Annotated in this window: 13 protein-coding genes; 9 read left to right on the forward strand and 4 right to left on the reverse strand. The window is 38.1% G+C overall.

Annotated features, from left to right (window positions below; genetic code table 11):
• The 5 genes from AB1H92_RS02210 (at position 1) to AB1H92_RS02230 (ending at position 5,701) form a co-directional block, all read left to right on the forward strand.
• Entirely contained in the window at positions 1-1,605 is a 1,605-nt protein-coding gene (locus AB1H92_RS02210) for a gamma-glutamyltransferase family protein (protein ID WP_115359966.1), read from the forward strand.
• A gap of 81 nt (positions 1,606-1,686) precedes the next feature.
• Positions 1,687-1,965, forward strand: coding sequence for a YhdT family protein (locus AB1H92_RS02215; protein ID WP_115359967.1), 279 nt, complete (start codon positions 1,687-1,689; stop codon positions 1,963-1,965).
• The gene (gene panF, locus AB1H92_RS02220; protein ID WP_115364007.1) at positions 1,965-3,407 is read left to right on the forward strand and encodes a sodium/pantothenate symporter; all 1,443 of its coding nucleotides are present in this window, start codon (positions 1,965-1,967) and stop codon (positions 3,405-3,407) included. The genes AB1H92_RS02215 and panF overlap by 1 nt, the downstream gene beginning before the upstream one ends.
• A gap of 66 nt (positions 3,408-3,473) precedes the next feature.
• Positions 3,474-4,379: a DMT family transporter gene (locus AB1H92_RS02225; protein WP_311157241.1), complete on the forward strand. Its 906-nt coding sequence runs from the start codon at positions 3,474-3,476 to the stop codon at positions 4,377-4,379.
• A gap of 125 nt (positions 4,380-4,504) precedes the next feature.
• Positions 4,505-5,701, forward strand: a complete 1,197-nt coding sequence (locus tag AB1H92_RS02230) for an aminotransferase class I/II-fold pyridoxal phosphate-dependent enzyme (protein ID WP_115359969.1) — start codon at positions 4,505-4,507, stop codon at positions 5,699-5,701.
• Positions 5,702-5,759: 58 nt separating this feature from the next.
• Here AB1H92_RS02230 and AB1H92_RS02235 read toward each other — a convergent pair whose 3' ends face one another.
• The 4 genes from AB1H92_RS02235 to AB1H92_RS02250 form a co-directional block, all read right to left on the reverse strand.
• The gene (locus AB1H92_RS02235) at positions 5,760-6,866 is read right to left on the reverse strand and encodes a LysM peptidoglycan-binding domain-containing protein (RefSeq protein ID WP_172481033.1); all 1,107 of its coding nucleotides are present in this window, start codon (positions 6,864-6,866) and stop codon (positions 5,760-5,762) included.
• Positions 6,867-7,094: 228 nt separating this feature from the next.
• Positions 7,095-8,177: a CapA family protein gene (locus AB1H92_RS02240; RefSeq protein WP_115359970.1), complete on the reverse strand. Its 1,083-nt coding sequence runs from the start codon at positions 8,175-8,177 to the stop codon at positions 7,095-7,097.
• 26 nt (positions 8,178-8,203) lie between these two features.
• Positions 8,204-9,361: a CDP-glycerol glycerophosphotransferase family protein gene (locus tag AB1H92_RS02245; protein WP_115359971.1), complete on the reverse strand. Its 1,158-nt coding sequence runs from the start codon at positions 9,359-9,361 to the stop codon at positions 8,204-8,206.
• Positions 9,362-9,544: 183 nt separating this feature from the next.
• Positions 9,545-10,729 carry an acyltransferase gene (locus AB1H92_RS02250; protein ID WP_115359972.1) on the reverse strand — a complete coding sequence of 395 codons (1,185 nt, stop codon included), beginning with the start codon at positions 10,727-10,729 and terminating at the stop codon, positions 9,545-9,547.
• 419 nt (positions 10,730-11,148) lie between these two features.
• Here AB1H92_RS02250 and AB1H92_RS02255 point away from each other — a divergent pair, with 419 nt between their 5' ends.
• The 4 genes from AB1H92_RS02255 to AB1H92_RS02270 all read left to right on the forward strand — a co-directional run bounded on the left by AB1H92_RS02255 (position 11,149) and on the right by AB1H92_RS02270 (position 21,918).
• Positions 11,149-14,424, forward strand: coding sequence for an Ig-like domain-containing protein (locus AB1H92_RS02255; RefSeq protein WP_115359973.1), 3,276 nt, complete (start codon positions 11,149-11,151; stop codon positions 14,422-14,424).
• 279 nt (positions 14,425-14,703) lie between these two features.
• Positions 14,704-17,154, forward strand: a complete 2,451-nt coding sequence (locus AB1H92_RS02260; protein ID WP_243835617.1) for a CDP-glycerol glycerophosphotransferase family protein — start codon at positions 14,704-14,706, stop codon at positions 17,152-17,154.
• A 186-nt stretch (positions 17,155-17,340) separates the two neighbouring features.
• Positions 17,341-18,825, forward strand: a complete 1,485-nt coding sequence (locus tag AB1H92_RS02265; protein WP_115359974.1) for a glycosyltransferase — start codon at positions 17,341-17,343, stop codon at positions 18,823-18,825.
• Between the two features lie 126 nt (positions 18,826-18,951).
• The gene (locus tag AB1H92_RS02270; RefSeq protein WP_115359975.1) at positions 18,952-21,918 is read left to right on the forward strand and encodes an SH3 domain-containing protein; all 2,967 of its coding nucleotides are present in this window, start codon (positions 18,952-18,954) and stop codon (positions 21,916-21,918) included.
• Positions 21,919-22,125 lie beyond the last annotated feature (207 nt).

The raw sequence follows: 22,125 nt of genomic DNA on the forward strand, positions 1-22,125 counted from the left end.
ATGGACTATTTATACAATCCATATGCTACAAAAAGACATACAGCATTCGCGAAAAACGGAATGGTCGCGACTTCGCAACCACTTGCTGCTCAAGCGGGGATTGAAATTATGCAACAAGGCGGGAATGCCATCGATACAGCAATTGCGACTGCGGCGGCTTTAACCGTAGTGGAACCGACATCGAACGGAATCGGCGGAGATGCATTTGCACTTGTCTGGGTGGATCATAAATTGCATGGTTTAAACGCATCTGGCCCTGCACCGCAATCCTTGACAATCGAACAAGTGAAAGCAGCGGGGCATGAAAAAATGCCGGTTCACGGATTAACACCCATCACAGTTCCTGGCGTCCCAGCTGCATGGGCAGAACTGGCCAAGAAATTCGGTAAATTACCGCTAATTAAATCGCTAGCACCTGCCATTCGCTACGCAGAAGAAGGCTATCCACTTACACCAATTCTCGGTAAGTATTGGAAAATCGCATACAATCGATTTAAAGAGATAGGTACTTCTGAAGAATTCCATGCATGGTTTGAAACTTTTGCACCGAACGGCAGGGCACCGGAAATCGGAGAAATGTGGCGCTCGCCGGACCATGCAGAAACATTGCGTCTCATTGGCGAATCAAACGCCGAAGCATTTTATCACGGGGAACTTGCTGATAAAATCGATGCGTTCATGGAAAAGCACGGCGGCTATTTACGAAAATCAGATTTAGAAAGCTACAAACTTGAATGGGTGACGCCAATATCAACGAATTACAGAGGGTACGATATTTGGGAAATCCCGCCGAATGGTCAAGGGATGATTACGTTAATGGGACTAAACATTTTATCCGAATTGCCAACACCAATCCCACATGACGTACAATCGTTACACAATCAAATTGAAGCAATGAAACTCGCATTTATCGACGGAAAAGCGTTTATTACAGAACAAGCAGATATGCCAATTGATTATCGTGAATTGCTGTCTAAAGCATATGCAGAAAAACGCGTTAAAAAAATCGGGGAACATGCGACAATTCCTGAACCGCTGGAATTGCCAACAGGCGGTACCATTTATTTAGCGGCTGCGGACGGAGAAGGCAATATGGTATCGTTTATTCAATCCAATTACATGGGCTTTGGTTCGGGTGTTGTTGTACCGGGAACGGGCATTGCACTACAAAACCGCGGCGCCGACTTTATTTTAGAAGCGACACATCCGAACGCTTTGAAACCTGGGAAAAGATCGTACAATACCATTATTCCTGGATTTATCACGAAAGAGGGACAAGCAGTTGGTCCATTCGGTGTCATGGGCGGATTTATGCAGCCACAAGGGCATCTTCAACTGGCAATCAATACGATTGATTACCAATTAAATCCACAAGCAGCGCTCGATGCACCGCGTTGGCAATGGGTGGAGGGGAATAAAGTGCTCGTGGAACCGGAATTTCCAAATCATTTAGCACAAGCCCTTGCTAGACGTGGACATGACATTCAAGCAACCGTCGATGCTGGCTCGTTCGGCCGTGGTCAAATCATTTGGCGAGACCCAAAAACCGGTGTCCTATCAGGTGGAACAGAATCTAGGACAGACGGAGCCATTGCTTTATGGTAAAATAGTTTAAAAAAGCTGACTCGAGTCTCTGGCGGTTGAAGCTGGACTGATTAGTTTGGAATTAAAGGAGCGATTCTCCACATGAATACGAAAACATCTCAAACGGACCCTCGTTTCAAGATTGCACATAGAGAAGCACGGCTTGGCGTTGGTCTTGCGATTTTTAACTTTATTTGGTGGTTCGGTTTTGCGTATGGACTTGGGTCAAGACCTGTTGAAGACTATACATATATATTCGGTTTGCCGGATTGGTTTTTTTATAGTTGCGTCGTCGGTTTTCTCCTCATGTCGGCACTCGTTATTGTCGTGACGAAGTATTTCTTAACCGAAGTGTCATTTGACGAGGAGGTTGAAAAATGATGAATATTGATGTAATCCTACCACTCGTCTTTTTTCTCGTTTTGATTTTCGCAATCGGGTTAATTTCATCGAAGCGCATGGCCCCTGGAAAAAGTTTTCTGAGTGACTACTTTTTAGGTGGGCGTGAACTCGGAGGATTTGTTCTTGCGATGACGATGGTTGCGACCTATGGCAGTGCATCGAGTTTCCTTGGGGGACCTGGAACAGCCTACACGGTTGGATTTGGCTGGATATTGCTCGCGATGGCACAAGTCGTTACTGGCTATTTTGTGTTGCTCATTCTCGGGAAAAAGTTCGCGATCTTGGCACGTAGATACAATGCGGTGACGATGATTGACTTTCTAAAGGCGCGGTATAATAGCCCAGCAGTCGCAATTTTATCTGCCATTGCCATTATTGTCTTTTTATTCTCAGCGATGACTGCACAGTGGGTTGGGGGGGCTCGCCTAATCGAGTCGCTCACCGGACTTCAATATACGACGGCACTCTTTATTTTCGCAGTTTCGGTTCTTGTGTACGTCGTGATTGGGGGATTCCGTGCCGTAGCGGTAACCGATGCGGTACAAGGGGCGATTATGGTTATCGGCACACTCGTTCTACTAATCGGCGTGATTATCGCAGGAGGCGGCGTTCCGGCAATTATGCAAGATTTGCTGAATGAAAACCCGCGCCTTGTCACACCATTTGGTGCAGATGGTTCTTTATCTGCCGCATACGTATCGTCCTTTTGGATACTCGTCGGTGTAGGTGTCGTTGCGTTGCCTCAAATGGCCGTTCGTGCAATGAGTTATAAAAATTCACGCTCGATGCACCGCGCGCTTGTGATTGGTACAATTGTTACGGGTTTTATTATGCTGAACATGCATTTAATCGGCATTTTCGCAAGACCTGTTATGCCAGGCATTGAAATCGGCGACAAAGTGATTCCGCTCGTTGCGCTTGAAGTGTTACCTGCATGGCTTGCTGGAATTGTGCTCGCAGCTCCAATGGCGGCGATCATGTCAACGGTTGATTCATTATTATTGCTCGTTAGCTCGGCGATCGTAAAAGACGTCTACATAAACTTTATTCGACCTGATGCGGAAGAAAGACGCATTAAAATCGTTAGTTTTGGTGTGACAGCCATTTTGGGCATTATTGTCTTTTTACTTGCGCTCAAGCCACCAGAGCTACTCATATTTTTAAATTTATTCTCATTTGGAGGACTTGAAGCTGCCTTCATTTGGCCAGTCGTCCTTGGACTTTACTGGAAATACGGCAATAAATACGGAGCCATCGCTTCGATGATTACGGGCATGCTTTCGTATATCGGTTTACATTTTTATAACCAAGCATTCGGAAATTTATTCGGTGTGCATACCGTGACATTTCCGATCCTATTGTCGTTCATTGCTTATGTCGTCTTTAGTTTGACGGTGAAAAGAGAAGTTTATCGGTTTTGAAAAAAGAGAAGTCATCGGAGTACGGTGACTCTCTTTTACTTTTTGATTAAAAAAGGAGGGGTGCTCATGTGGAAAATCTACGCAACTTTGACGTTGGCGATGTTCGTATGGGGGTTTAACTTACCGCTCCTCAAATACTTATTACTTTACGTTGGACCCGTTACGATGACGGCTTTTCGTTTATTACTTGCAGGTGCAGTCGTTTTTATAATCCTAGCCGCACTGAAATTAATTCGCCTTCCTACGAAAAAAGAATGGCCATACATACTCGGTGGAGCTCTCCTAAACGTCGTAAGTCATCACTATTTCCTCAATATGGGGCTTGAAAGAACTTCGGGTTCGAACGCCAGTCTAATTCTTGGTACTGGCCCCGTGTTAACGGCGATTTCCGTTTCGCTGATTTTTAGAAATTACCCATCCAACATGCAGTGGATTGGCTTTATCCTAGGGCTTGGCGGCGTCAGTTCAGTCGTTCTTGCTGGCGGCGGGATGGCAGGGCTAGCAGTCGGCGATGTGTTTGTTTTCATTTCGATTGCGACACAAGTATTGTCATTTTTAATTATCGCCAAAGCGGCGAAAACCCTTGACCCACGCCTTATGACAGCTTATATGATGGTCATAGGGAGTCTTCTATTAATCGTGATCAGCCTAATCCAAGAACCTGGTGAAATTCGCACATTTCTTGAGGTGCCGACTAATTTCTGGCTAGCCTTTGCCGCGAGTGCAGTTATCGGAACAGCGGTTGGCCATTTACTTTACAACTATTCCGTCGGCGAGGTAGGTCCTTCTAAAGCGGCCATCTTTATAAATTTTAATACGATGTTTGCTTTACTAGGATCAGTGCTGTTTCTTGGTGAAGTGCTTACCGCTCGTCACTTAATTGGCTTTGTGCTGATTATTGCGGGTGTCGTCCTGGGGTCTGGGGCGGCGGAGGAATTGTGGAAACAGCGTCGTAGTAAAACCTCTTCTTAGTTGGAGAGGTTTTTTTAGATGGAATTAATAACCACACCAACGCCCACAAATATTCACACAAAAATTTCAATAAACTATAATAAAGAAAGCAGTCTCACCATCTACCAAGAGGAGGAATTATTGAAATGGCACTTTCCTTGAACTCCCGCATGCAAGCTGCCGAACTTTCTGGAATCCGAAAAATCTCCAATCTGCTCGATCATTACCCAAATGCCATCAACTTAACAGTCGGTCAACCCGATTTTCCGACACCGACAAAAATTAAAGAAGCAGCCATTCACGCGATTCATTCAAATCATACGAGTTACACGACGAACGCGGGGTTACTTGAACTACGACAAGCTGCCAGTGATTTTTTTGCGAATCAATACGGCTTCACTTACAATCCTCAAACTGAAATTATCGTGACGGCGGGGGCGAGCGGGGCAATGGATGCGACGTTTCGCACAATCCTCGAAGAAGGGGACGAAATTATTATCCCGTCACCGATTTACACAGGCTATGATGCACTCATTAAATTAACTGGGGCAACAGCCATCCACTTAGATACAACAAAAACGAACTTCATTCCAGATCCCCAAAAACTTGAAGCACTCATCACACCAAAAACAAAAGCAGTTGTTTTCAATAACCCGTCCAATCCAACTGGCGCTGTCATCCCCAACGAAACGATGGATGGGCTCGTCAAAGTGTTAACGAAACACGAGCTCTTCATCATTTCAGACGAAATATACAGCGAGAATACCTTTGAAGGTACACATCGTTCATTCGCCCAATATCCCGAAATAAGAGATAAACTTTTTCTGATTCATGGCCTTTCTAAATCCCATGCGATGACCGGTTGGCGACTCGGGTTTTTATTCGCGGCCGAAAAGTGGGCGAAACATGTCCTAAAAGCACATGCACACAATACGCTTTGTGCCAATCAACCCGCTCAACACGCAGCGATTTGTGCACTGAACGATTGCACGGAAATCCCAAAAGAAATGAACGAGCAATACATCCGGCGCCGCAACCTTGTCTATCATCGACTTACGGAAATGGGCTTACCAACCATCAAACCCGGCGGTGCATTCTACATGTTTCCTTCGATTCTAGAATTCAATATGACGTCCGAACAATTTGTCCTCACTGTACTACAAGAAGCTGATGTTGCTTTCGTTCCGGGGAGTGCCTTCACACCGCTTGGCGAAGGCTATATCCGTATTTCGTACGCCGCGTCCGATGACCAACTTGAAATTGCGATGAACCGTCTAGAAAAGTGGATCAAGAATTGGCGTGAGAATGAAAGGCATATCGTGCCGGATTCATCGCTTATATGAAATTTTGCCAAATAAAAAGGTTCATGGGGAATTTATGCCCATGAACCTTATCAATGAATCAATCGATTACTTCATATAAACGTTTGTAGCTATTAAATCTTGGTTTCCAGTAACTGTCGTTCACGTTTGCAATGACAATGCCTTTTGAACCTGCGTGAACAAATTGTCCGTTACCGAGGTAAATTCCCATATGAGAAAGTCCTCTTTTGTATGTATTGTCGAAGAATACAAGGTCACCAGGAATTGGATTGCTAATTTCAAATGAACGGCTATAGAAGCCTTCCGTATTTGTTCTTGGAACTGAAATCCCTGACTGATTGAATACGTAGTAAATAAACCCACTGCAATCAAAGCCGCGTGGGGATGAACCGCCCCATACGTATGGAACACCACGATGTGAAAGTGCTTGACTAATAACAGAACTATACGCGCTGATTCCAGAAACTGCAGGTTTAGGGTTTGATGTGCCTACGACTGAGCTAGAATTTGAGCTCGTATTTGAACTTGCTGTGCCACTTACTTTCAGCTTTTGTCCGACGTAGATCATATGGGAATTAAGGCCGTTCATACTCATAAGTGAATTTACACTCAAACCAAATTTGCGACCAATATGGGAGAGCGTATCTCCACGTACAACTGTGTAAGTTGATGTCGAAGCACTTGAGTTTGTCTGTGTGCTTGGACGAGATGTTGTCGTATTTGAACTTGTTCCAGTGTTTGAGTTAGAAGTTGTTGTTCCATTCACTTTTAATACTTGTCCAACACTAATCACGTTCACATTACTAATTCCATTCAACGAAGCTAAATTGGCAACCGTTGTTCTATGAGCAGCGGCAATCCCGCCAAGTGTATCTCCACGTTTTACAGTGTATGTACTAGTTGATTGTGAAGGTGTCGTAGCTGGTTGACTTGTAGCAGTTGAATTGTTTGTAGTTGTTGAACCACCAGCAGAAACTACAAGCCTTTGGTTAGGGAAGATTAAATCTGAACTTAAGTTATTCCATGCTTTTAAATTACTAACTGAAATATTATGTGATGTGGCAATCTTCCATAGTGAATCACCAGATTTTACATTATATGTATCTGAAGATGCTTCTGCATCGCCAACAGCAATCATTGTTGCTAACGTCGTAGTGGCTAAAACCGAAAAGACCGTCTTTTTCAATTTGTAAATGCCTCCTTAATTAGATAAAACTACCTTTCTACTATTCTAGCTTATAAAAAAATATTAACAAGCCGAATCACATTACAAATTGATTACAAATTACCTTATATGACATAATGCGGAGGACTTCTCAAATAATTCCACAGTTTGAGCTGGAATTAAAACCAAAAGCATGAAAAAATACCCTAAGAGAAAGTGACGCTCCCTTAGGATATTTTAGGTTGAAAATTAATTTTTAACTTGCATATGCTCAAGTACCCAATCATGCGTCACATTCTTTTCTTGTTCGACAATTTCTAGTGGGACTACCTTAAAGACACCGCGTTCGTCTTTGGTTACCGCTGTTGGATAAAAAGTAGGTGCCTCCAATGTAATCGGACTGCTTTGATTACGGTCTTTGACAATGGTCAAATGCGCAATTCCACCAATGTCGGTATACTTGAATTTTTGTCCGGAATAAAAATTTCCCAGGGAATAATAGACGATTGTGTCGTTTCCATGGACGCCTTGTAGACGCTCCACTTGCTGCAACACATGCGGATGGTGACCGAAAATGATATCCCCACCTGCATCCGCAATGACTTGGGCGAGCTTGACCTGGGTTTCATTCGCCGTAAGTTCGTATTCGTTGCCCCAATGCATGGAAACAACGACAACGTCTACGCGTTTCTTTAATTCCTCGACCTCACGCGCGATTCGATCCGGGTCAATTCTTGCGACTAAATAATCTTTTCCTTTTGGGGTAGGAATGCCATTTGTCCCGTATGTATACGCCAAAAAGCCAAGTGAGATTTGATTAATCGTGAAAATCCTCGCTTCATTTTGGTCTTCATCGGACAAGTAGGCACCCACATAGGGCATGTCGTATGTTTTGATGTTATGAATCGCAGCGCGTATCCCTTTTTCTCCGTAATCGAGCGTATGGTTGTTGGCAATGGACACCATATCGACACCCACATTTTTCAACCCGTCAATAATATGTGCCGGGCTATTAAAAGCGGGGTACCCACTATAACCAAAATCCTTTCCACCAGGCATTGACTCCTGATTGGCCAATAAAAAATCAATATCTGTCATGATATCTTTCACTTCTGCAAAAGAATCAGTGTAATCCTCATACGTATACAACGGATGGTGTAATAAAATATCGCCAATCATTCCGATTGTCATCTCAACTTTCGGATAGTTGAAATCGTCGAATGAGGCATCCTTTTGTTGGAAATTAGGAGGAACATGTCGTTGTTCATTTTGTGCAAATGAACAACTGCCAAGTAATGCAACAAGCATGATGAGGCCGAATTTTCTTGTCATGATGATTAAATCCTTTCAGGGGTGAACTATTTATCCAAATAGCGAACGAGCGCTTGTGCAGCTTGCCCAGTAGAATACATATTCCATTTATCGGAAAAAGCTCGGATGTTTTGTAAATTAAAGTTGTTAGCATGAATTAACTTAATGATGTCGTCAGTTGAATAAACGACTGGTCCTGGTACGACATTGTCATACTCATCCCAAAACCCGCTCTCTTTTTCATATGCTTCAAGATCATACGGAAAAAAGATTTGTGGCCGATTCAGCAAAGCAAATTCATACGGGAGGGAAGAGTAGTCCGATATTAAGTAATCTGTGACAACAAGTAAATGATTGATATTTGGATAGCTTGATACATTGATTAACCTTTTCCCAGAACACGGAAGATTATTCATTTTTACCGCAGGATGCATCCGGACGAGTAAAACATACTCATCGCCAAGTGCAGTTGTTAACTTTTCGACATCAAGTGCAATCGATTGTCCATTCAACTGATCTCGGCGGAAAGTGGGCGCATATAAAATGACTTTTCTCCCTTTAATTTCCGGATGTTCGGCTAATACAGCTTGCTTCGCTTCCTTAACTGCAGTTTGATCAAAGAAAAAATCAGTTCTTGGAATGCCAGTCTTTAGAAATCGCTGTTCAGTTAAATTAAACGCAGCTTTAAAAATCGGAATCATCTCATCCGAACCGACAACAACTTTGTCGAATCGACGATAAACACTCAAAAAACGCTTGTGGGCAGCAGCCGAACGCTCAGAAACAGCCGGATCTTCTAGCCCAAACTTCTTCACGGCGCCAGCAGCATGCCAAAGCTGAATACATTCAACGCCTGGTTTGAAATTCATCACACTTAAAAACGCGAAGTAGTTATCAACAAATACAACCTTCGCTGTTGCTAGATGGTACATACTCCGAATATATTGAATGAAATTCAAACTATCGTAAGGAATAATCGTTCGCTCACTTGACTTCAACTTGTCGAATACATAGCTTCTCTTATTCGACTGCAAGATGACAACTTTCCCCTTTTTTTGACGAATTATTTCCTGGGCAACGTGTTCTATGTTGTCACCGAAGCTGGATACGAAGACGTATTTGTTTTGGGTGGGGAAGCGTTTGGATATGTTGAAAAGAATTTTGGTTATGGTTAAATAAATTGCGATTAGCAGTTCTTTGATCAATGGTGTGCACCTACTTAAATAAAATAAAAAACTGAATACAGCACTTCTAATAATATAGGTAGTATCACTAATCCTCAATACTAATAGAGTGTACTTAATTATATCAGAAGTCGCCTGATATTATATAAAGGTGTCCAATCAAATCATTTTTCTTACAGATAAAAAAGGTCAAAGTAGAGGTGTCTACTTTGACCGATATATATTTTCTATATGCTTATTAACAAGAGGTTGTGAAGTCTGAGCATTATTATCTTTTAGTAATCTATAAGTACTACTCATAGAAGCATCGAGGTGCTCTTTTCTAGTCTTAACAATTGTAATGATATATTCATAAAAAGGAATATAGGACATTGCTTTTAAAATGAACATGCAAATCGCTACTACTGCTATAAAATAAGGAAATATTAACCAAGATTGAGCCGTTACATCAAAAGGTAATGTATCTTGATATAAATAGATAACGAATGGGTGAAGGAAGTATATTCCCATAGAAAAATTCCCAGCATAAATTAATGCTTTTACGATGGCTACATTAATTTGTATCAACTGATAGTACAGACTTACCAGAACTAAAAAAACAATTGGTACATTGATAAAATATAAGAGGTTCTGGTTTGAATTAATAATCATTTGGTGTGTCTGATAATCAAATATAGTAAGGAATAAAATAATTCCGCCTACTAATATCATATATCTACTATTATTATTTCTGATAAGGTATTCATGTATTTTGGGCCAAAGTTTTACAAATAAAATACCAAGCATGAAATAGTAAATCCATTCTAATAAAAACGCCCTGCTGTTAATGAATTTAGTTAAATAACTATTTCCTAGTATGAATTTGTTCGTCACAAATGTGTAATTTAGATATAGAGAGCAAATCATCATAATAATTATGGTTTTTAATTTACTTACATTTCGAATGACTAAAAATAATAAATAAAATTGAATCACTAAAACAATAAAGTACAGATGGTAATGTGATCCGCCTGTTAAAAACATATACATGAAATCTAACAGTTCTTTTTTGGAAGAAAAGTTAGGAAAGCTATAATTTCGAAAATAAGATTTATAAATTAAGTAAAAAAAGCTCCAGAAAATAAAAGGTAGAAGGATTTTAACGAGTCTACTTTTAATAAATGTACTTAAGTTAAAACCTCTATTTAATGCTTGATTGTATAATAAAAACCCACTGAGCACAGCAAAAAGTGGAGTACCAACCCTCGAAATTTGGTTTAGAAAGTTAGTCAAAACTGTATGATTTCCATCGTATGCATAATAAAATCGGACTCCTACGTGGACCATTACTACCAATAAACAAGCAATCGCACGTACAAAAGTGATTTCATACAAATAACGCTTCTTCAATTGTGACCCCACCCCCCCTTAAAAAAATGTAGAAATTTGTCGGTTTTTGTATAATATTGATATCCAATTTATAATTATATCATAGCTTTTAAACGTTGTAACTGTATTATTTAAGTTCCTTTTCTAATTATTATAAGACTGTGGAAGTTCTGGGGTTATCTTTGATGGAAATTGTCACTATAATAAAATAATCAGCCTCTGTGTGGCTTTCGATGCGTTTTTTGTTTTTTATAGTATAATAGAGATGGAATTTTCTGCGATTTTAAATAGGCGACTTGTATATCGCACCTAATGTATTTTTACGAGTAAATGGAGATATTAGAGACTAGCAAGTAACGTGCTATTGGTTCAGTAATAATTTTTGTTTTATGTATCAGATTTAATAGAGAAAAGATAAACGCTAGAAAGTAGGAATAGTAATGAAGATAAATATTAGGCTTGTAGTATCTTTTTTGGGGGTACTGAGTCTTGTCATACCTTTTGCAATTGAAACGAAGGCAAATCTACCAGAATCTGAAATCGATCGGGTTATTATAACCAACGAATCCTATGATGCATACAAAACTGAATCATCAGGTAGGTTTGATTTAGGGAAAATAAACGAAAATATTACATACGATGAGAAGCTTCCACTAGAGACCTATAAAATTGATATGAATTTACAGTTTGATCCGGAAGAAACTAAAGCAACAATTCATAAACCGGTTAAAAGTTTAATGCGAATTGCAGCAGTGGAAGGCTCAACTAAAAACTTTTGGGTTGTCGACTTTAGAACAAACAAGAACGTTTCAATAGAAGCGGAACTGCTTTATAGAGGCAAGAAATCTGAAGTATGGGTACATAATAATGAAATATCTTCTGAACAAGCAAAACGAATGGGTGAAGAGTTTGATAATAAAATCTACCCACTCATCACCCAAAATTTTGCAGAAGAATCAGATGTCGATGGAAACGGAAAGGTCTCTATTCTTGCTTACGACATACAAGATAATTTTAATGGTTTTGGGACATATGTCAGCGGATATTTCTACAATCGTGATTTATATAAAACAGAGCACTCAAATAATGCCGAAATATTCTATATTGATACATACCCAACAATGGGAATGGATAAGTCGAATTTTGATGTTTCCAAAGCATTTTCAACGTTAGCTCACGAATTCCAACATATGGTCAATTACAATCAAAATGTAATAGTAGAACAAGGAAAAGCAATGGATGAATGGCTAGATGAAGCGATGTCACTTGCTGCAGAGAGAATGTATTCAATTGATTCCATAAGAAACCGTGTATATTATTATGAAACCTCTAATTCCATTGCAAATGGTCACTCTTTGTTATATTGGGATGAACACGGCGATGTATTAGCAAACTATTCTTTATCCTATTTATTTGGCCAATATTTACGTGTTCAGTTAAATCAGGGGGATAAAATATTTAAAGAGATTCTTAAAAAGGATATGCCTACGAAAGAGGCGTTGCAAGCCGTTTTAAATGAAAACTTTGACAATAATAAAAGTATAGAAGAATTTCTTTCTGATTTTAGACAAGCCTTACTAGTTAATGAGGATGAGGGGTTATTTGGATTTAAAGGGGAGAGAGGCTTAACGGCTTTCCAAACCCCGATATATTCTGGAAAGTTGCCAATACAGTTACGTGGTGGCGGTTCGGTAGTTGTGCCGTTCGAGGATGTCGAACAATTTGAAAGACCGAAAGATGTGGGCGAATCAATCAGTTTCCGTTTAATCAACCAGAAGGGGACAGATGAAAATATTCCAGAGACACCAGAGTTAGACCCATTTACTGAGAATGATGATACAATTCGAGGATATGCAGTGCCAGGGAGCATCATCACTGTTTACAAGGATGAGGAAATTGTTGATACAACAATTACCGATGAAAATGGTAGATTCGAGATTTTCGTCGGTAAACAATTGCCGGGTACAATTTTATACATTACTGCAAAAGACAGTGTATCTGGAAACGAGAGTGTAGCAGCAATCATTACCGTAGACAACAGCACTCCTCCATCAAAACCAATTATCAATGAAGTTACAAATACTACTACGATAGTTACAGGAAAAGCTGATTTAAAATCAATTATTAAAATTACTGTTGGTGGGCAAGAAATTGGTAGCGGAACTGTAAAAGAAGATGGAACATTTGAAGTTGATATCCCTGCACAAAAAGCGGGCACCGTCTTAACGCTTACTGCTATTGATCAAGCGGGAAATATAAGTGAAGTTACAAAAGTAACTGTTATAGACGGTACAATAACAGAGAAATCCACAAGTCGTCTCGGTCATATTAAAGCAGGTGAATCATTTATTTATCCAAATCCACCAGGCGAAGTGAATAAAAAATCATCAGAAGAATATAAGAACGCTGTTTACTATATTAAAAAAGAAGCGACTTATAAAGGCGAACGTTATTACTTATTAAGCACATTGCCAAGCGCTGTGAATGGAACAATAGGTTGGATGAAAGCATCAGATGTATCTAGTCATGTACATGCTGGTGTTGATAGGCATAGAAAAACCTTTTATGTGAAAGGTACTGGTGGAGCAGGATTTGATACTGCTTGGGGCGGAAGCGAAAACCATGTTTACCCTGATTTAAAACCGTACAAAAATGAACTATTTACAGTTAACCTAACTGAAAAAGTAGGAAACAATATTTGGTATCGGGGAATGTTAAAAGGAAAACAAACTTGGATCCACAGCAGCTTTGTATCAGAATTCACTGATTCCTATGTCGAACTTTCAACAAGCCGACTTGGCCATATTAAAGCAGGTAATTTACCAATCTACTCATCACCATTTAATACGGCGGACAAGAAGTCATCTGATAGTTATACAAATAGTGTTTACTACATTAAAAAACAAGCAACTTATAATAAAGAACTTTATTATTTACTAAGTAATAATCCGAGTTCAACTAGCCGTACTATTGGTTGGATGAAAGCTTCAGACGTATCCAGTCATCCACACGTTGGCGTAGATAGGAAACAGAGAACTTTATATATTAAGGGGACAGGCGGAGCTGGATTCACGCGTGCTTGGGGTGGCAATGAAAACCATGTATATTCGGATTTGAAACAGCTAAAAGGAGCCGAATTCAATGTTAATCTAACAGAAAAAGTTGGAAATAACATCTGGTACCGCGGCATGTTAAACGGTAAACAAACTTGGATCCACAACAGCTACGTAACAGAACTTGATAAGATTTATAAGGAACAGTCAACGAGCCGCTTAGGCCATATTAAAGCTGGTGAATCATTCCTTTTTACGACACCTTATAATCAGGAATCAGCAAAGTCATCCGAAAGCTATAAAAATAGTGTGTATTACATTAAGAAACAAGCGAATTTCAATGGTACGTTGTACTACTTATTAAGCACAAGGCCAAGTGCAACAACAGGAACCATTGGTTGGATGAAAGCATTGGATGTATCCAGTCACGTTCATAAAGGACATGACAGGAAACAAAAGACATTTATTGTTAAAGGCAACGGCGGTGCTGGATTCGACACTGCATGGGGAGGCAGTAATAACAGTGTCTATGCTGACCTGATACCGTTAAAGAATGCAATCTTCCATGTGAATTTAACCGAAAAAGTTGGAAATAACATTTGGTACCGTGGCATGTTGAATGGCAAACAAACATGGATCCATAGCAGTTATGTTAAAAAATAAAAATAACTTCATTGTAGAAAAATAAGTCTTTTGCTATATTTTGCAATATCCGGATGTCGATACTTGAGGAATAATACCGACATTCGGATATTTTTTTGAAAAAGTATTTCAGAGGGTTTCTAAAGATACTATTTTTTACTTTGTTGAAAAGTTATTCTATAATAAATGAATCGAGATAAGTTCTCGTTTGTAGCATTTTTCGTCAAGAAATCATCAGCAAAGTATTGTGGAGTAATCCGTAACACTTTGTAATCAAATGAATGTAAGAGGGATAAAGAAATGGATGTATATTACGGAAATTTTAATATACTGCACACTGATAATAATAAAATCGAATTTAATATCATAGGGCATCCAGAAGTCTTCACAGCAACTACAGAACTTTCACAAATAAACTCGCCTATATATCTTGGCGATATTAATCTGGAAGATCAACTATTATATAAAAAGCTTGATGAAGACCAAACATTTTATATTTATGTTAAGGATACTGGAATATATGGTGTGAATATTAGTGTAGCAAATGAATTTGATGCTCAGTCTGTAACTGGAAGTTTTCCTTTAGAAATAAACAGGGAATCTAAGGTTGTTTCCATTAAACAAACATCGCCACTAGGGTATTCTTTCTACACCAAAGACGGCGAATTAGCATTTACGATTAACGAACTTATTTCCGAGGATTTGGAACCAATTATCATGCCATATGATTTAGGACTTACAACTGTTGAATATCGATATTTACAAGTCGGTCATGTACGCTATCAAAACCACCATCAATATATTAGCTATGATTTATTTAGAAAAGAATTTATTTTAACTAAAAAAATGATTAAAGTTCTTTATAACAGTTCACAGGTGGATTTGGATTTTAGTGAATATGAAACAATTAAATTTAAAGCCGCTGGAAAATCGAGTTCTCAAAGTACGATAAGATTTCCTTCAGGAAGGGCAGTTAGGGTTTTTCATCCGATTAAAGTACTCATGGATAAAAATCAGCACATTCATTCAATTTTTGATATCGATGGAGAAGTATATCATCTACACAATCGATTAGCGGGAATATATTTAACAAGAGGATATCCAACTAGGGTTAGTGGCTTTAGATCGTCTATGATTGGATTTTTCGGATTTAAAAACCTCTATTTAGTCGGCAGGAATACACATTATGCTTTTCAGGCAAATGAAAAATATGAAAACTTATTTTTAGAAGATGAACAAGTTAGTACATTTGTTAGACCGCTAAAAATTAAGCTTTTCCGACGTTTTGGCTATTTTAAAGTGCCTATTAATAAAATCGTAGAGCCGAAGCAATCTACTGTCGATTTGCATCAAGGTGGGAGTTTCCCGCTTCATCCAGTTAAAATAAAAACAAGAAGCGGGCGGAAAAACATCTCATTAGATGTAAAAAATACAGATGAAAAAGCTATCACATTAGGGGTTGATGCTCGTAGAAATCTTGTGGTGGATACTACTCTACAACAAAGTAAATTCAATTTATTTAAAAGGATTAGTTTAATTGTCGAACAACTCGTTCCGTCTAAGTTAATGTCTAAGTTAGATGGAGTTAAAAAACGCTGCCGTTTAGAAATTGAGAAAATGATGTTTAATTTTCTAGGTAGTTTACCCAAAAAGAAGCTCGTCGTCTTCGAAAGTTTTCATGGTAAACAATATAGTGATAGCCCTCGAGCCATCTACGAGTACATGAAAGTAGAAAAACCGGAATTTAATTTATTATGGAGTATTGATCCTAGCAGTGAAAACTTATTTAAATCATTTAATGTTCCTTACATTAAACGCGGCTCATTTAAATGGCTTTTAACTTTTCCTAGGGCCAAGTATTGGGTGAATAATGCTCGCTTACCCAACTGGATAAAAAAGCCAAAAGGTACTGTTTATTTACAAACCTGGCATGGAACGCCTTTGAAGAAATTGGGTTTTGATATTGAGGAAGTTTATATGCCAGGAACGAATACTATGACTTATCAAAATAACTTCGCGAATGAAGCAAAAAACTGGGACTACCTAGTATCTCCAAATGCCTATTCAACGGAGATATTTAGACGGGCATTCCGCTACAGCGGTAAAGTGATTGAATCAGGTTATCCGAGAAACGATGCCTTACAAAACACTGATGAAGAGTCGATAAATAAAATCAGGCAAACAATTGGAATTCCCGAAGGTAAGAAAATCGTTCTATATGCCCCTACATGGCGAGATGATGATTTTTACGGCAGAGGGAAATATAAGTTTGAGTTTCAATTTGACTTACGGCGCTTTAAAGAAAGATATGGAGACGACTTTGTACTGCTTACGAGAATGCATTATCTCGTAGCAGAGAACTTTGATTTTTCGCGTTATGAAGGATTCATATTTGATGTATCGAGCTATCCGGATATAAAAGATTTATACCGCATTTCCGATATATTAATTACGGATTATTCATCGGTTTTCTTTGATTATAGTATATTAAATCGTCCAATCATCTTTTATATGTATGATTTGGAAAAGTATAGGGACCAGTTAAGAGGGTTCTACTTTGATATTGAAAAAGATGCCCCAGGCCCTATCGCTGAAACTGAGGATGAGTTATTTGCTGCAATTGATGCAACGATAAGTCCTTCATGGAGTACCCCCAAAAACTTTAGGAGATTTCAAGAGAAATTTACGAATTGGGAAGATGGACATGCCTCAAGAAAAGTGGTTGAAACAATGTTGTCGTCGCCTGAATAGTAATAGAAACAACAAAGCGCCTTCCGTGTCTGATTCCGGGAGGCGTTTATTTATAAAGCGATTAAACAACGTAATGTAAATTAAAGAAGGAAAAGCGTTAGTTTATCTTGTATATTATAAGTAGAAAATAAATCATGAAAAACATTGTCAAGGCAATAATACTATTAAAGAACTGAAGGTGAAAATATGAACTATGTGATTACTTCTATCTTATCATCAAGTTTTGGGGGCCGTACGAAGTCGTTACTAAGGAGAACGAAAAACTTATGTATCGATGGGAACCTGCCATTTACAATCATTACAACAAACTACAACCCCAACTATAACCGTGTATATAAAAGTTATTATAAAGAGGGTTATTTACCGGAAGATGTAAAGATGATAAATATCTACGATTACCTCGCTAAAAGATCATATACAGTTAAAAAAGAAAACCTTCCAGTCGAAGAGGAAGGTTTACAATCCTTTGAAGTTGAAAAAGAGAAAGTCTATCGTTTTTTTGACAACGGTGAATATGTGCTATATAAGAACTTTACACATCCGAATAATGGGATAAAGTTTATAGATGAGATGGATCCAGCAAATCGAATGCGTAAAGTGAGAAAAGAATTCAACTATAATGGGTTGTGTCATAAAAAAATCATCTATAAACAGGGGACAACAAATAAGATTGAAGAAATTTTTTATGATGAGCATGGGAAGGCATATCTAAATAAAAATTATAATGGGACATCCGAAGAAAAATTGGTAAGAATATATTATTTTAATGAAAATGAAATACTTGAGTTTACTTCGGAAAAAGAGTTGTTTAAATATTGTTTTGAATTGATGATAGAAAATAATTCTACTGTTATTTGTGATGCTAGACTACTTGATCGACCATTAATTGAAATGAAGGCAGATGTAAAAAAGGTTTTTGTATTGCATAGCTCACATTTAACTGGTGAAGACATTAATGAGTTGAAACCATCTTACAAGTATTTAATTAATCAGTATGACAACCTTGACGCCATTGTTACATTAACTGAACAACAGAAGAATGATCTTGTACAAATCATAAATGATGACAGGAAAATAAAAGTTATTCCTCATTCAACGCCTATCAATACATCCTTTGAAATAAATCGGGAAAATAAGTTTGTTTATATGGGACGGCTAACTCCTGAAAAACAAATAGACCATCTTATAGAAGCATATAATATTGCAAGAAGAGACATAGGGGACTATACCTTGGACATTTACGGCGACGGAAATGAAAAGGATAATTTAAGTCAACTTATTAATCGTTATAACTTACAAAATAAGGTGACGCTCAAAGGTCGTACTAATAATCCAGAAAAAGCATTTTCATCGGCAAAGGCCTCATTTATTACAAGCAAATATGAAGGTTTTGGTTTAGTGATTATGGAAAGTTTAAATAACGGATGTCCTGTAGTTGCATATGATATGAAATATGGACCAAGTGACTTAATTGAGCATGAGAAAAATGGCCTGATTGTCGAAAGAAACAATGTCCAAGAACTCGCAAGAGCAATGGTTAAAGTAACTAAAGTAAATTATAATGTGGATCAATTACCAAATAAGTTCAGTGATCAGTACTTTGTTGATAGTTGGGTAAATTTATTATCGGGTCGGGAAAAGAAGGGTTTTTTTAGTAGTTTTTTTAAATAATTAATTGGTTTAAAGAAGAAAATCTGTCCCCCTCATCAATATTGATGAGGTTTTTTTCTGTTCGTATTGTTAAACTTACAAGAAATATAGTATGATAGAATTTGCAGAAAAAAGGAGGGTGTATATTTGAAAAATATTCGAATGTTTGTTGCTTTACTTCTTTTCGTATCAATGATTTTACCATCAGTAACTTTTGCGGATGAAATAAAATCTGATGAAATAGATATTGAAAAGAATGTCGAACTAGAGAGTGAAGATGGGACGGAACATTCTATTATGGAAGAATCCAATGGAGATGACCTGATAGAAAACGAAGAACTTCTTGAGGAAGAAGTGGAAAAAGATAGCAAACCTCTCGATAAAGAAGTAATAGACGATTCGATAGAAGAACAGTTGAATAACGAAAATAATATCGAATCCGAAAAGCCGAAAGAGGAGCTATTCGATGAGGAAATAGTAGTCGATGAAGATGTGGAGAATAAGGATAAAGAGGAAATCGAAGTCGAAGAGCAATCCGAAGATGAACTAGAGGCGGAAAATGTACTGATGAGTGTTAGTAGTACAATATCGGGCAGCGCAACAAGTCGTTTAGGACATTTTAGAAGTTCTACTGCTCGAATCTATAAAAACCTTGAAGATCAATCTAACTATTTCCAAGCGGGTTCTACATATACTAATACAGTCTATTATATTAAGAGACAAGCTAATCATAATGGCAATCTCTATTATTTAATTAGCTTAAATCCAAGCAGCACTGTAGGCGTGATTGGATGGGTAAATGCTAAAGACATGTCCACACATGCTCATGTCGGCGTCGATCGAACCGCAAAAACGTATTATATTAAAGGTACGGGCAGTGCATATGCAAAGGCATGGGGAGGTAGTAAGGATTTAGTATACAAAAATCTATCTGATCTAGCAGGACAACAATTCAAAATCAATCTAACCGAACGTGTTGGAAACAATATTTGGCATAGAGGTATTTTGAATGGAAAAACTGCATGGATTCATGAGGCATACCTTACCCAATCGATTGGAAGTGCGACAAGCCGATTAGGCCATTTAAGAAGTACAGATGCGCGTATTTATGATAGTTATTTGACATCCGAAAAGTACGTTACAGCAGGTACAACTTACACGCATGAAGTCTACTATATTAAGAGGGAAGCCAAGTACAATGGAGAAACCTATTATTTAATTAGTAGAATGCCCAGCGCCACCCAAGGCGTTATTGGATGGGTGAAATCAGCCGATATAAGTACCCATGCACATACAGGTGTCGATCGTACTTCTAAAACATTTTATGTGAAAGGCACGGGTATTGCATATGACAAGGCTTGGGGGGGTAATAAAAATATCGTTTATGATGACTTGTCCAAGCTGAAAAACGAAGAATTTAAAGTGAATCTTACAGAACGTGTTGGAAATAACATTTGGTATCGAGGAACACTAAATGGAAAAACAGCGTGGCTACATTCAAGCTATGTAACGACGATAACAGAGAGTTCTACAAGTAGACTGGGCCATGTAAGAAGTTCATCTGTAAAAATTTATAAAACCCTTGGTAATAGTTCTACAGCATTCTCTGCAGGTACACAATATACGAATGCGGTCTATTATATTAAAAGGCAAGCAATTATTAACGGACAAACTTATTACTTATTAAGCGACCTGCCAAGTAGTGTAAATGGTGTATTAGGTTGGGCGAAAGCATCTGATTTATCTACCCATGCACATGTAGGTGTAAGCAAGAAACCGGAAACTTATTACATTAAAGGAACAGGTAGTGCTTATAGTAGAGCATGGGGCGGATCTAAAGATTTAGTCTATGAGAACTTGTCACAATTCGCTAACCAACCATTCGAAATCGACTTAACTGAAAAGGTTGGTAATAATACTTGGTACCGTGGAGTATTGAATGGTAAACGTGCATGGATACATGAAGCTTTTGTTACGGTAACAAATACTTACTATACTGTTTATGATATGACTTTAAACACAGCGTTAGATGTACAAATGACTAGGTCCCCTCAAACTGATAGATACCGAAACAAGAATGGATATGTCCATGCTACCTATGTGACGTCTGAACAATCTGCAGCGATAACAAGTAATGGAGTTAGATTGCGAACTGCTCCACTTTTCGCAGATAATATTTCAGTTACTGTAAATAGTGGGACAAAGGTAGTTGTTTCAGAAGAAGTCACCGGAGATTTATATGCTGGAAGTACAAAGTGGTATAAAGTTACTTATAATAATTCAACTTTGTACGTACATTCTTCTTTAGTAAACTTAAATACAACTACGTACAAAACTATCGGAGCAGTTAATGTACGTGAAGAAGCCGATACAAATAGCCATATTTATACGACTCTAGCTAGAGGGGCTTCGGTAAATGTAGTAAACCTTAGTAATGGTTGGTACGAAATAAGATTAGGTGCTTGGAGAAATGCTAAGAGGGAAGATGTTGCGGAGTTCCTAAATCCTGACAATAATAATCAGTTTCAACATTTATTATTATCATCTAATGTAGGAGTTTCGGCATCTGAGCTTAATAAAGTTTTAGTAGGCAAAGGCGTATTGGAAGGTAAAGGTGAGGCATTTATTAAGGGTGGGCAAGCAAACTTAGTGAATGAGGTTTACCTAATATCACACGCATTACTGGAAACAGGACATGGAAAATCGCAATTGGCAACAGGAGTAGAAGTTGGTAAAAATTCCAGCGGTAATCCAGTGCTTGTTACAGCTAGTAACAGGGCTAGTTTAACAGATATTAAAAAAGTATATAATATGTTTGGCATTAGAGCTTACGATTCTTGTGCTCTATCATGTGGTGCTATCCATGCATATAATCAAGGATGGGATACAGTAGATAAAGCGATTATTGGCGGTTCTAAATTCATCGCTGAAGATTACATCCATAATCAATGGGGGCAAAACACCATATATAAAATGAGGTGGAATGTTATTTATCCACCTAAACAATATGCAACTGATATTGGTTGGGCTGCGAAGCAAACATATCAAATAAAAACAATGTATGATCAATTAACAAACCCTAATATTGTATTTGACATACCAGTATATAAATAAAATCATACTTTTATACCTTAGTTATTTAGGAATTACTCCTATATAACTAAGGTTTTTTTGTATTCACAATAGTGAAGAGGATTCTTCTTTTTAAAATATTTGCAGGCGTTAAGAAATAGGTTGACATAGTATGATGGAAAATACAGATCTAGTGAACTATGGTTTATATTAAGTATAAAGCGAATATTGTTGAAAGTGATTTAAGTT

The sequence above is a fragment of the Sporosarcina pasteurii genome (assembly GCF_041295575.1).
Taxonomy (GTDB): Bacteria; Bacillota; Bacilli; order Bacillales_A; family Planococcaceae; genus Sporosarcina; species Sporosarcina pasteurii.

Coding starts and splice junctions, on each gene's coding strand:
- AB1H92_RS02210 (WP_115359966.1), top strand. CDS start 1: ATGGACTATTTATACAATCCATATGCTACAAAAAGACATACAGCATTC.
- AB1H92_RS02215 (WP_115359967.1), top strand. CDS start 1,687: ATGAATACGAAAACATCTCAAACGGACCCTCGTTTCAAGATTGCACAT.
- panF (WP_115364007.1), top strand. CDS start 1,965: ATGAATATTGATGTAATCCTACCACTCGTCTTTTTTCTCGTTTTGATT.
- AB1H92_RS02225 (WP_311157241.1), top strand. CDS start 3,474: ATGTGGAAAATCTACGCAACTTTGACGTTGGCGATGTTCGTATGGGGG.
- AB1H92_RS02230 (WP_115359969.1), top strand. CDS start 4,505: ATGGCACTTTCCTTGAACTCCCGCATGCAAGCTGCCGAACTTTCTGGA.
- AB1H92_RS02240 (WP_115359970.1), bottom strand. CDS start 8,177: ATGACAAGAAAATTCGGCCTCATCATGCTTGTTGCATTACTTGGCAGT.
- AB1H92_RS02255 (WP_115359973.1), top strand. CDS start 11,149: ATGAAGATAAATATTAGGCTTGTAGTATCTTTTTTGGGGGTACTGAGT.
- AB1H92_RS02260 (WP_243835617.1), top strand. CDS start 14,704: ATGGATGTATATTACGGAAATTTTAATATACTGCACACTGATAATAAT.
- AB1H92_RS02265 (WP_115359974.1), top strand. CDS start 17,341: ATGAACTATGTGATTACTTCTATCTTATCATCAAGTTTTGGGGGCCGT.